The following is a 12284-nucleotide window of genomic DNA, read 5'->3' as shown; positions in this document are numbered from 1 at the left end:
TCATGGCTAAGACAGACGGACTAACACCTGCAATCTCATGTAATGATCTGCGGATTAGTTATTCAGGACATGCGGTTCTTGATGGTTTCTCGATGGACGTAAACCCTGGTCGGGTCCATGCGCTTCTGGGGCGTAATGGAGCAGGGAAATCTACTTGTTTCCGTATGATTCTCGGTTTGGAAGACCGCGGACAAGGGGCTATCCAAATTCTTGGCGCTCCCCGGACTAGAGACAGTCTGAAAAATATCGGGGCCTCCATCAACGGGCCAGCCTTCTACGGCCACCTCTCAGCGCTAAATAATATCCGTGTTCACGCTAAGCTGCTGAATATTCCAGATCTCCAGGCGCAGGAAGCACTTGGTTTCGTAGGACTGGGACACGCTGGGAGAAAGAAGGCGCGCTCTTTTTCCACTGGTATGAAGGCGCGACTTGCTCTTGCAACGGCAATTCTTGGACGTCCGCCCATCCTTATTCTCGATGAGCCTCAAAATGGTCTCGATCCGCAGGGGATCGCAGATCTGCGAATTCTTATACGTAATTGGGTGAAGTGCGAAGGCACCGTTTTGGTTAGCTCCCATCAGCTCGGGGAAATTTCTAAACTCGCTGATGACATCACGATCCTAGCCAAAGGGCATAGTGTTTATTCTGGGCCGTTGAGCCATTTTGCCGCAAGAGATCACCTTGAAGAACGCTTCCTGGACATGACCCACGGAAGTGAAGAATCATGAGCAAAGTAAGGTCTGTGTTCGCTCGACCGCAGAGTGTGCCGAAGGCATCGGGTATTATTCAAGCCGAAATTGTTCGTACAAAAGGATCAGCAGTGCAATGGTTTCCACTGATTGGTCTGTGGATTGGTATTACTAGTTCGACCTTAGCTTTCTGGTCTGCTGAGGGGCATGATGCCTCGGGTGCGCTGGCTTGGCAGGCTATGTACGTCACTGGTATGGCTGCTCCTCTTCTCGCTTTATTAGCTGGTCTGGCAGAAGATAGGGAAAAAGCGAACCGATACGGAGGGACAGATATTCGTCCGGTGTCTCCATATGCTATTCGTGCGGCACGTATCGGTGTTCTCATTGTAGTTTCTGCATTGTTTCACCTGATGAACTTTGGGTCGTCCTGGGCATTAACAATATTGGATGGACGTGAAGGGGCGAATTCCCTTCTTGTTGCAGGTGGGCTAGCGTTTATGTGCAGCATTTCGACGCTTTGTATTTTCAGCCTGGTTGCACGGTATTTCTCTATTGTAATGACGTTATTAGCAGCGGTGGTGTATCAAGTAACCGGAACTCTTTTATCTGAATCCACACTGTGGAATCTGCTTCCACCGACCTGGCCAGTGCGTTTGCTTCTACCCGTGCTTGGCGTTCACTCCAATGCGGTCCCTTTGACTGAAGGAGAGTTACTTGCGCAAGAAACTCCTTTGCAAGGAATTGTCCTTAATAGCCTCTTTGCGCTTGTTACTCTTAGCTTGACGGTTTTCGCGCGGGGCCGCCAAAGAAAAGTTACGAATAAGAAAAATACGCAAGCACAACCACAACAAAGCATTTCACCTGCACAGTTTTCTCTTGATTCTGTATACGCTTCACCTGATTTCTCTGGGCGCAATAGTCCAGACAACCTAGCTCTTGCTTTATCGTCCATCAGGATCGCATTATTCCGTAGCAGTATTTCGTGGTTGTTATTTGCCGTGTTAGCGGTTTTTGGGATGATGGCTATTTTTTATCCAGCAAGCTATATCAGCGGCTTCTATACGTTTTTCGTCCTTCCCTTAGGCGCAGGCCTTCTTCCTATCGTGAGTTGGAAATTGTTGTCTTCTGCGTGGAGAGTCACTGTATTGGAGAACGCTAAAACTCGTGTTTCCTACCTTATGTGGTATTCCATCTTGCTCGTTTTTCTCGCGATGGTGCTAGGAGTTTTGCATACGTTTGCGGGCGGGAATTTTCCTGAAACGGTGAAGCTAGTCGTGTTGTGGTCAATGACGGGAGTAGTGCTGGCAACTATAAGTACCGTGCTGTGTGTGTCCTACGGTGTTGGCCTCACGATCGCATGGTCAATCTTTATCACGGTATTGTCGGCGACTCTGGGAGGCGATGTTCTGGCTGAATCCATCCTGTGGGTTGTAGCGTTGCCTGCTTGGCCAGAGATTGCTGACACTCCAGAACGGCTCATTTTTGCAGTAATAACTGAATTACTCGTTCTTGGTCTAACAGTGCGTTGGTTTTTCGTGGCACTCAGAAAGTTTGAGCGAAGCTCTTAGGCTCTGGTACTCAGAAAGGTGGCGATCCTAAAACTATGGCTTCCAATTTCAATGGTTTATAGCAGCAGAATCCGGGATGCTTCAATTTGCAAGGCCCGCCAAACGAAGGCTTTGGTTTAACTGGAAAACTGAGGCCCAGAAATCTCCTGTTTTTGCGGCAAGCGCATTGTCTAGCAGGGATCCGGTTACATCAAATTGCTCTAGCTGAGGATAATAAATTCCAAGTAGATTATGCTCATGGCTAATTTTCTTGTCCAAGATAGAAGCATGCGCCCATTGCCCTGAAAACCGCCTGCGTAGACCTTCTCCAAGGAACATCTCGTATTCAATTCGGCGAGGGGCAGGAATCGTTTTTGCGTTCGCAAGCAACCATTTTTCGCACGCTTTTAATGATTCTTGGCTCCACGGGGTGCTTTGTTTTATTCCAGGGAGTAGAAGGTGCTGTTTCGAATCGACGTAGTCTTTAGCCTTCTGCGTCCAATCGGCAAGATTTACCTGCGAACTAGCCACCATACCGACCCTACCTTTCATAATTTAAGTTAATCTAACCATAACTTCCGGAAAATCGGGGCAATAAGTTGGCGCAGTAAACTGGGGCTAAATGCCCCCGTAAGCAAAGGAGCTGTCATGCGCATTAATGAGCACGAATGGGAACTGGTGGAAGGTCTCGATCTGCCATACCAGGAGGATGAGAACTCTACCCATGCGCAGTCACGTCAAGCCCGTGCGGTGCCACAAGTAACCAAGGTCGCCGAGCTAGAAGGCGCCACCGTGGTGCGGTTATCCTTCCGTGCCGGTGACACTATGGCGAACCACAAGGCCCCGCGCCCGATCCTGGTGCTGGGGCAAACGGGTTCAGTCACGTTCACCATCGGTGACGCGGATGCTGGCGAGCCCGTCGATGAAATCACACTCGCTCCGGGTAAAGCCGTGCACGTCGATGAAGGCAAAATCCACGCCTTGCATGCCGACGCCCCGGCAGTGGTCACACTGTTGATCCTGGGCTAACAAGGCCAGCGGTGCAACGGTGAATCGCGCAGTAATCGTTGAATGACCCGGCCCCTGCACGGAGCAGTGCTTGTTTTCGCCTTACTGTCTTACTGCCTGGAGAAATATGCCAGCGCCCGGGGTATCGCGGTAGCAATCGCGCTTGCCGACGTCGGCGCCATCCCAAATTCTGTTTGTGCAGCAAGCTGCGCGGCCCAAGAATGCACGACGACAGCGCGCCGAAATACGTCGGCAAGACCCGCCCGGGCTGCTGCCGTTGCCGAGTTTTGCTCCGTATCCGCCGCAACTTCCGGCGCGTTCCCTGGTGCACTCCATTGTGCATTCCACTCGGCGAGGAAAGCGCCCAGAATTCCGGACAGCACATCGCCGGAACCAGGCGTGGCGGCCCACGAAGAACCCGTATTCACCGACACCACATGGCCACTCGGGCTAGCGATCAAAGTGATCCGACCTTTGCGTAAAATCCACGCATTTAGCTGTGCAGCCAGGTTGCGGGTAGTGCGCAAACGGTCGGTGGCGTCGTTTGCAGAACCATCCTGATCAGGTGCAGATAGCGCGTCTGCTAAACGCTGGAACTCTCCATCGTGCGGGGTCAGCAACACCGGGCTAGCGCTTGCCCGGTCGCGCAGGAGCTCCCGCAGCTGAGCGCTAGCCGCTAACAACGTGATGGCGTCGGCATCCAGCACCAACGGCTGCGTACCGCGCAGTGCATGTTCCAATTCCAAGGCAGCGGAGATATCCGTTCCGCGCCCTGGGCCAACAACCAAGGCTTGTACCCGTCCGGCGGTGCGCACACTGGCGTGCGTGACTGCTTCCGGATGCGCACGCACCACATCACGCGTGAGCTCGGCAGGACCAATCACCCGCACCATCGACGGCGTGGCGGCGATGGCACCGGCCGTAGCTAAAATGTTCGCGCCGGGATATGCCGCCGAGCCGGCGCACACACCAACCACACCCGAGGAATATTTGTCCCCAGCTGGCTGCGGTTCGAGGTTTCCGGGGCCGCTGCCGACTCCGACTGTGGCGTGCTGGAATTCCGGCACACCTGGTGCTTGTGGTGATTCCGTTGCGCTGCCGCTTGCCGACGCCTGAGCCTGAATCTGTGTCCGCGTTGCGATTGCTGGAACCTGGAAAAACTCGGTGACGTGGCGCTCATCTTCGCCGTGCTCGCCGTCCTCGTGTGCGATAGCGGCGCTTTGCCCAATCGGGTTCTGGTGCGCGAGTTCTTCGGCGAACGAGCGCGGGCCCTGTGGCAGTTGCAGATCAGCGATCACCACTTTCCCGCACGCGGGTGTTGCCGCGTGCGCCCAGCGACCAGCGCCAAAGGAGATCGTGACCGTCGCACGCACATAGCTATCGCCGGGCTGGCGCTCACATGGTGCCGCATCCTGATCTGTGTTTGCAGCCGTAGATGTTGCTTCTCGGGAGGCGGCTTCTCGAGCGGTGTCGCCCGTATCGCAGTGCACCCCGGTTGGCACATCGACGGCGAGGACATCGGTGCCCAGCCGCCGCTGCGCGTGGAAGAACTTGGCAATCGCGCCATCTAGTCCGCGACCAGCCGATAAGCCAGCGATCGCGTCGATGATTAGTGCGGGCGCTTGCGCAGAATCAGCCAGTTCGGCCAGTTCGCCGGTGCCGAGCAGCTCGCCACCGGCGGCGCGGAATGCGTGCCACGCAGCTTCGTGCACCTTTGGGGAGCCGTCGGTAAGCGTAGCCACCGGTACTGCGTGCACACGGTATCCAGTCAGCAACAAGTGTGTGGCGGCAAACAAACCATCGCCGCCATTACCGCCGGGGCCGACTGCAACCACTACGTCTGCCGCCCCCGGTGCTTGCATGTCGCGCCCGCCTGTAACTTGCTTAGCCGTTGCCTGATGCGCGGGGGCGCGCCTAGACTGCGCCCGCAACATATCTAGAGCGGTATCGGCTACAGCAGCGGCGGCGAGCTTCATCATCTCGTCGTCGGCAACCTCATGGGCCAGGAGTGCTTTTTCCGCAGCGCGGATCTGATCAGCAGAATAAGCGAACATAAACCCAGCTTAACCACCCTGGCCTAAGCCCGTGGTGGGAATCTGCGCCCAAATGATGACGCCTGGCAAGTCGGGCACCAAAACAGATTGCGGCCCTCGTATGCCTTCATCGCAATATCCGAGCCGCACACATAACAATCATCGCCCGCGCGCCGGTAGACATAGACTTCACCGCCGTGCTCGTCGTCACGCGCCGGGCGGTGCATCACCTCCGGGGTGTGCTCATCGCGCACTGTATTTATCTCGCCGTCGACTACGCCTTGCCGCATCAGCACCACCAGGTCCTCCCACATCGCGAAAAACACGCTGCGGTCAATTGCATTGCCCGGAGTAAACGGCGACTGCTGATGCCGGAACAACACCTCCGCACGGTAAATATTGCCCACCCCGGCGAACAATTTCTGGTCCATCAACAGCGAGCCGATGCTGCGCTTGGAACGTTGTACCTTCGCCCACACTTGCCGCGGGTTGGCATCATCACGGATCGGGTCTTCGCCGATCTTGCCGACGGCGATGGCGTATTCCTCGTCCGTGATCAGCCGGCACCACTGTGGCCCGCGCAGATTCGCCGCCAGGTTGGTGGTGTCTTCTGAGCTGCCGTCGTCGTCAAGCGTTTCGATGCGCAATCGGATCTGCCCCCAGACCTTCTCGCGATCCTCAAAACGCAAGTGCCCAATCAGGCCCAAGTGGATATAGATGATGTGCTCGTCGGACGCGGCGTCGAAGTGCAAAAATAAGTGTTTGCCAAAAGCTTCCGCGCGCTCGATCCGGGAGCCGTCGACAAGCGCTGCTTCCGTGGCAAAACGGCCCTGTGGGCTGGTGATATGCAGGCGCTGGGTGCCAAAAATGCGGGTGAATTCGCCGGCAAGACGGTGGATGACGTGACCTTCAGGCATGTCTCTAGCCTAGCGCTGTGTTTGCACTGTGTTCGTGCTGGGCGCGTATACTATTCATGCGTCATAGATTTTTCGAGGCTGCACGCGGGGGATCCTCGCGAGAGAAAGTAAGGCACAATGGCGCATAAGATCGGGTTTGATCGCGAGAAATACATTCAACTCCAATCGGAGCACATCAACGCGCGACGGAAAGAAATCGGCGGCAAGCTTTATCTCGAAATGGGGGGCAAGCTTTTCGACGACCTGCACGCATCACGCGTCCTGCCGGGATTTACCCCGGATAATAAAATCGCGATGCTGGAGCAGTTGAAAGATGACCTGGAGATCATGATCTGCGTGAACTCCAAGGACCTGCTGCGCAATAAAATCCGCGCGGACCTTGGCATTACCTACGAAGATGACGTGCTGCGGCTTGTCGACGTCTTCCGTGAGCGCGGTTTTTTGGTGGAAAACGTCGTCATCACCCAGCTGGAAGACGGCAACCACCAGGCAGAAGCCTTCATCCAGCGCCTGCACCGCATGGGGCTGAAGGTTTCTCGCCACCGCACGATCCCGGGCTACCCCACGGATGCCGACCGCATCGTGTCCGAAGATGGCTTTGGCCGCAATGATTTCGCAGAAACCTCCCGCGATCTGATCATCATGACCGCGCCGGGGCCGGGTTCCGGCAAGATGGCGACCTGCCTATCGCAGATTTATCACGAACACCAGCGCGGCGTGAACGCTGGTTACGCAAAATTTGAAACCTTCCCCATCTGGAACCTGCCGCTCGAGCACCCCGTCAACCTGGCCTATGAGGCAGCCACCGCAGATCTGGACGACGCCAACGTCATCGACCCATACCACCTGTCCGCCTATGACGAGAAGGCCTCGAATTACAACCGCGACGTCGAAGCCTTCCCGCTGCTCAAGCGCTTGTTGGAAAAGCTGGTGGGGGAATCGCCGTACCAGTCGCCAACCGATATGGGCGTGAACATGGTCGGCTACTGCATCAGCGACGACGAAGCCTGCCAGGAAGCCGCCCGCCAGGAAATCATCCGCCGTTATTTCAAAGCCCTGGTTACCGAACGCACCGAGGAACTCGACAGCACGTTATCTGGGCGCGTGGCCGTGGTGCTGAACAAAGCCGGTGTTGCCGTCGACGATCGTGCAGTACTTGCTCCGGCGCGCCGGGTGGCGGAGGAAAGCGGGCAGCCGGGTTCGGCCATTGAGCTTGCCGACGGCACCATGATCACCGGAAAAACCTCCAGCTTGCTGGGCTGTTCGGCGGCAATGCTGTTGAATGCTTTGAAGCACCTGGCTGGTATTTCTGACGACGTCTTGTTGCTGGCTCCCGAAGCCATCGAACCGATCCAGACGCTGAAAACCCAGCACTTGGGTTCGAAGAACCCGCGTTTGCACACCGATGAAGTATTGATCGCCTTGTCGGTGTCTGCGGCGAATTCTGCCGACGCCCGCGCGGCACTGGCGGAGTTGAAGAACCTGCGCGATTGTGACGTGCACACCACCACGATTCTGGGACCAGTCGACGAAGCCATTTTCCGCAACCTTGGCGTGCGCGTGAGCAGCGATCCGGTGTTCTGGCGTAAAGGCTTGTACCACAAGGTTTAAGCCTGCGGCTTGTTCCACCCCGCCCCGGCGTGCCGGGTATTTCGGCCCCAGCCCTGGCGTGCCCGGTACTTCGGCACTGGCCCTGCAAGGTATAGATGTGCGGGGCGGAACCACGAGCGTTTAGGAAAACTTCCAGCTGGTTATTAAAATGCGGCTTATGACTAGCCGCAGCGAATCGCTTGAATCCAAAATCCTGCTGTATTACCAGTTCACCCCTATCGCAGACCCGCAGGCGGTGATGCTGTGGCAAAAGGCTTTGTGTGAATCGCTGGGGCTGAAAGGCCGCATTCTCATTTCCAAGCACGGCATCAACGGCACCGTCGGCGGCACGGTCGCTGCCTGTAAGCAATACCGCAAGCGCACCCGCGAATATGATGGCTTCCATTCCATGTCCTTCAAATGGTCCAATGGCAGCGCTGACGATTTCCCACGCTTGTCAGTGAAAGTCCGCGATGAAATCGTTGCTTTCAACGCTGCTGATGAGTTGAAGGTTGATGAAAACGGCGTGATCGGCGGCGGCGTGCACCTGAAACCGGAAGATGTGAATAAACTCGTCGAAGAGCGCGGCGACGACGTGGTCTTCTTCGATGGCCGCAACGCCATGGAAGCCGAGATCGGCAAGTTTAAAAATGCGGTGGTGCCGGATGTGGAAACCACGCATGACTTCATCAAAGAAATCGAATCCGGTAAGTACGACTGGATGAAGGACAAGCCGGTGATTTCCTATTGCACCGGCGGCATCCGCTGCGAAATTTTGTCTTCGCTGATGAAAAACCGCGGCTTCAACGAGGTCTACCAGGTCGACGGCGGCATCGTGCGCTACGGCGAAAAATACGGAAACAAAGGCCTGTGGGAAGGCTCGTTGTACGTGTTTGATGAGCGCATGCACATGGAATTTGGGCAGGATAATGATCCCAATTTTGTGCAATTAGGGCACTGCATCCACTGTGGAGTGGGCAATAATAAGTTCAATAATTGCATTAATGAAGACACCTGCCGCAAGCAAGTGCTTATTTGTGATGACTGCTATGCTAACCCGCGCACCGCGCATTGCGGACGCGAGGACTGCCAGGAAGTTGCCGAGGCTATCGCGCAAAAAGAGGAAGCACAAAAAGCAGAAGCGCAAAAGCAGGGCGCGTAGCTTTCTGCAGCGTTGCGACGCCTCGATGTTGTATACCTGCGCGTTTTATGTTGAGGCGTTTATACCGGGACTTTCTATAGCGCCAGTATCTGCACGGCGCCGAGCCCCCAAAACATGGCGTTGGGCACTAATACCCAGAACACGCCCATCCAGGTGCGCCACCGTACACCGGCGCGGAGTTTGCGCACCATGATGATCGCGCAGATCACCATGCCAAAAAATGGGATGGTCCAGGCCAAGATTGGCCACCAAATATGGGAAGCTTCGGTGCACAACCAGGCCGCTTCGCCGGAATCACACAACTGACCGCCGGTGAGTCGGCTGAACAGCAAGGAACCAAGCCCGACGACGAAAGATCCCACCATGGCCCAAAGCAAGTAGCGCTTAGCCTGGCGGGAAGATTCTTCGTCTTTGCCCGCGCGCATATATGGGTCCGGGCTATTGGCTAGCTCGTCGAGGCTACGAGGATTCCGCGTGAACCGAGACGGATCATCGTCGTAGAGATCGTTTTCTGGGTGCGGAAAATTCGGGGTAGCAGGCATGCCTCTAGTCTAGGGGCGTTGGCTTATTCTGGCTTTTGCGCACCGAATCTTGCTGTTCTTGCTGTTCCTGCCGTTCATACCCGGCGGGTAAGACCACGGCGGGAACGCGAATATTCTGTAGGAATTCCGAGGTTGGCGAACCGATAAAAACCCGTGGCGAAGGGCCTGCATCGCTGGAATCCAGACATAACAAATCGCCCTTTTTCCACTTCAACGCGTCGATTGCGCCTTTCCACCCGTCGCCGGAGCCAATGCCGGTTTCTACGGTGATGTCTGGGAAGCAGTCCATGATGCGATCGCGTGCACGGTCCAGCATCGCTAATGCATTCTCGTGCCACTGATCGGTAAGATCCTGCACCAAAGATTTTTTGATTGTGACTGGGATATCGACCAGGCCGGTAGGCGAAAAAGCGACTATCCGCAATGGTAAAGAGAGCTTGTTGGCTAAACTCGCAGCGTACAGAAGCCCAACCTGTGAGGTGTCTTCGCCGGATTCTAAGAACGCGTAGTTCAGGCGGGTGATGCCATGCTTGGATAGCTTTGTTGCACGGGGTGCCAAACCCAGTGGACTCGGTGAAGAGTGCAGTAGTGCAGAGGTCGTCGACGAGCTGTGAAAACGCCCTTTGGGGGTGGAAGCGCTGGAGCCGACGATGACGAGGTCGGCAGCGAAATCTTTGGCTGCCTCGGTCAAAATTGGGGCGGGGGAGGAACCATCGGCAAACACCGAGAAATCATCGTCCCAACACTGTGAAGGAACTTCGGCTTGCGTGAGCGCTTCTTCCACAGCTGTGGCGCACGCCTTGGCCTCTTTTTTGAAAGATTTTTGGTATTTGCCGCCCAGCTTCGCCAACGAAGTTGCTGGCCATGGGCGAAGCAAAATAGAAATCACGCGGATTCTGACGGGCATGGACCGGGCGAGCCATGCGGCGTAGGCGATGGCTTCGTCTCCGGAAGACGTTGGGTTCCAGGCGACGAGAACGCGGAGCGGTTGGCGCTCGCTTGTCGACGATACGGCGCCGGCAGAATCAGTGGCCATGAAAACTTAGTGTAGTTCGTTAGTTGTTTTCGTTGTGCTTTGCCGGGGTGTAGCGCTCTGCCAGCTCGACAATGACGTCGGCAAGCTCATACGCGTTGGCCAGGGTTGCTTCGTCCAAATGATCCAGCAATTGGGCCAGTGTTTTGCGACGCGCTTCCCGCGCTTCCTCGTATTCAGTTTTGCCGAGGTTGGTCAGGGCTACTTTGACTCCACGGCGGTCGACGCTGTCGCGTACACGACGAATTAGTTCCCTGCGCTCCAGTTGCACCAAAGCATTGGAGGCGGTAGGCATACGGATGCCTTCTGCCTCGGAAACTGCGCTGATGCGGCTGGCACCGTTTTTGTACAGAAACTCCATGATGGTCATCTGGGCCGGGGTCAACGAATAGTGACTAGCGATGCGGTCGTAAAGGACTCGTAGGCGAGTCATTGGTTCCTGGAGTTTCGCTGCCACTTCTTCCGCTGTTTTACTCATGGCTGATAGCTTAGTCACTTTTAGCAATGAATGCTTTTAGTTTGGCTGCAGCCTCGTCGTCAGAAAGCTGGACCGGTGGAGATTTCATGAGGTAGGACGATGCAGCATCGACCGGACCTGCTACTTTTCTATCCAAAGCAATTTTTGCGATCCGGACTGCGTCGATGATGATACCCGCAGAATTGGGTGAATCCCAGACTTCGAGCTTGTATTCCAGGTTCAATGGCACCTCGCCGAAAGCCGAGCCTTCCAAACGTACATAAGCCCACTTGCGGTCATCGAGCCACTCCACATAGTCAGAAGGGCCAATGTGTACGTTTCGGCCAGACTTCAACCCTGCCAGTGGCCCGTTGTGCAGATTCGAAGTCACCGCCTGTGTTTTCGATACCTTCTTGGACTCCAGGCGTTCTCGGTCCAACATGTTTTTAAAGTCCATGTTGCCACCGATGTTCAACTGCATAGTACGGTCTAGACGGACGCCACGGTCCTCGAAAAGCTTCGCCATCACACGGTGGGTGATCGTTGCGCCGACCTGCGATTTGATGTCGTCGCCAACGATAGGCAACCCGGCGTCAAGGAATTTCTGTGCCCACTCGGGGTCGGATGCGATGAATACTGGTAGTGCGTTGACGAAGGCGCAACCCGCGTCGATGGCGGCCTGTGCATAGTATTTGTCGGCTTCTTCCGAACCCACAGGGAGATAAGAGACGAGTACGTCAACCTCAGCGTCGCGCAAAGCTTGGGCGACGTCTACTGGTTCTGCCTTGGATTCTTCGATGGATGCCAGATAGTGCATGCCCAGCCCATCCAGGGTGGGGCCACGTTGCACTGTTACCCCGGTGGGTGGAACGTCTGCAATGCGGATCGTGCAATTAAGCGATGCATCGAGAGCGTCGGCAAGATCGCTGCCAACTTTTGCGGCATCAACATCAAACGCGGCGACGAATTCCACATCACCAACGTGGTATTCACCTAGCTGGGTATGCATGAGGCCAGGGATTTTCTCATCGACAGGTGCGTGGCGGTAAAACTCTACGCCCTGCACCAGGGAAGTAGCACAATTGCCGACACCGGCGATGGCCACACGAACTTTGGACATGATGATTGCTCCTTTCGTTAGCCAGGCCAGCTTAAAAGCAACACGCTGCGGAAACAGTGCCGAAATGTTGGTGTATCGATCAAGTACAGCGAGGTGTATCGATCAAGATGAACCCACGGTGGTTTCCACCAACTGGACACACCCCGTATTCTTTGAAGAGATATTTCTACAAGGCAATGACAGAGG

Annotated in this window: 12 protein-coding genes; 5 read left to right on the top strand and 7 right to left on the bottom strand. The window is 55.6% G+C overall.

The annotated features are described in order from the left end of the window. Positions 1–2: 2 nt before the first annotated feature. Entirely contained in the window at positions 3–728 is a 726-nt protein-coding gene (locus tag L9H78_RS09955) for an ATP-binding cassette domain-containing protein (protein WP_249619985.1), read from the top strand. 14 nt (positions 729–742) lie between these two features. After that, positions 743–2257, top strand: a complete 1515-nt coding sequence (locus tag L9H78_RS09950; protein WP_249619984.1) for an ABC-2 family transporter permease — start codon at positions 743–745, stop codon at positions 2255–2257. Between the two features lie 81 nt (positions 2258–2338). Here L9H78_RS09950 and L9H78_RS09945 read toward each other — a convergent pair whose 3' ends face one another. Further along, positions 2339–2770, bottom strand: a complete 432-nt coding sequence (locus L9H78_RS09945) for a hypothetical protein (protein ID WP_249619983.1) — start codon at positions 2768–2770, stop codon at positions 2339–2341. Between the two features lie 114 nt (positions 2771–2884). Here L9H78_RS09945 and L9H78_RS09940 point away from each other — a divergent pair, with 114 nt between their 5' ends. Next, positions 2885–3265, top strand: a complete 381-nt coding sequence (locus L9H78_RS09940; protein WP_236588420.1) for a cupin domain-containing protein — start codon at positions 2885–2887, stop codon at positions 3263–3265. An 89-nt stretch (positions 3266–3354) separates the two neighbouring features. Here L9H78_RS09940 and L9H78_RS09935 read toward each other — a convergent pair whose 3' ends face one another. Beyond that, the gene (locus tag L9H78_RS09935) at positions 3355–5298 is read right to left on the bottom strand and encodes a bifunctional ADP-dependent NAD(P)H-hydrate dehydratase/NAD(P)H-hydrate epimerase (RefSeq protein ID WP_249619982.1); all 1944 of its coding nucleotides are present in this window, start codon (positions 5296–5298) and stop codon (positions 3355–3357) included. Between the two features lie 23 nt (positions 5299–5321). Further along, entirely contained in the window at positions 5322–6194 is an 873-nt protein-coding gene (locus L9H78_RS09930; protein ID WP_249619981.1) for an Fpg/Nei family DNA glycosylase, read from the bottom strand. Positions 6195–6311: 117 nt separating this feature from the next. Between L9H78_RS09930 and L9H78_RS09925 the strand changes: the two genes are divergently transcribed. Together L9H78_RS09925 and trhO are read left to right on the top strand one after the other, a co-directional pair. Next, the gene (locus L9H78_RS09925; RefSeq protein ID WP_249619980.1) at positions 6312–7805 is read left to right on the top strand and encodes a DUF1846 domain-containing protein; all 1494 of its coding nucleotides are present in this window, start codon (positions 6312–6314) and stop codon (positions 7803–7805) included. A 157-nt stretch (positions 7806–7962) separates the two neighbouring features. Beyond that, entirely contained in the window at positions 7963–8946 is a 984-nt protein-coding gene (gene trhO / locus L9H78_RS09920) for an oxygen-dependent tRNA uridine(34) hydroxylase TrhO (RefSeq protein WP_249619979.1), read from the top strand. Between the two features lie 74 nt (positions 8947–9020). Here the strand turns inward: trhO and L9H78_RS09915 are convergent, their stop codons facing one another. The 4 genes from L9H78_RS09915 to L9H78_RS09900 are packed head-to-tail and all read right to left on the bottom strand — an operon-like array spanning position 9021 to position 12098. Then, the gene (locus L9H78_RS09915; RefSeq protein ID WP_249619978.1) at positions 9021–9488 is read right to left on the bottom strand and encodes an MATE family efflux transporter; all 468 of its coding nucleotides are present in this window, start codon (positions 9486–9488) and stop codon (positions 9021–9023) included. 4 nt (positions 9489–9492) lie between these two features. Then, on the bottom strand, positions 9493–10524 hold the full coding sequence (locus tag L9H78_RS09910) for a universal stress protein (RefSeq protein WP_249619977.1): 1032 nt from the start codon (positions 10522–10524) through the stop codon (positions 9493–9495). Positions 10525–10543: 19 nt separating this feature from the next. Then, complete coding sequence (locus tag L9H78_RS09905; RefSeq protein ID WP_021353278.1) at positions 10544–10999, bottom strand: MarR family winged helix-turn-helix transcriptional regulator; 456 nt, start codon at positions 10997–10999, stop codon at positions 10544–10546. 10 nt (positions 11000–11009) lie between these two features. Continuing rightward, positions 11010–12098, bottom strand: a complete 1089-nt coding sequence (locus L9H78_RS09900; RefSeq protein ID WP_430622736.1) for an inositol-3-phosphate synthase — start codon at positions 12096–12098, stop codon at positions 11010–11012. Positions 12099–12284: the final 186 nt, after the last annotated feature.

Origin of the sequence: Corynebacterium pseudodiphtheriticum, from assembly GCF_023509295.1 — a bacterium.
In the GTDB taxonomy this organism is placed as follows: domain Bacteria; phylum Actinomycetota; class Actinomycetes; order Mycobacteriales; family Mycobacteriaceae; genus Corynebacterium; species Corynebacterium pseudodiphtheriticum.
Note: the sequence above shows the minus strand (reverse complement) of the source record. Positions and strands in the feature narration are given on the sequence as shown.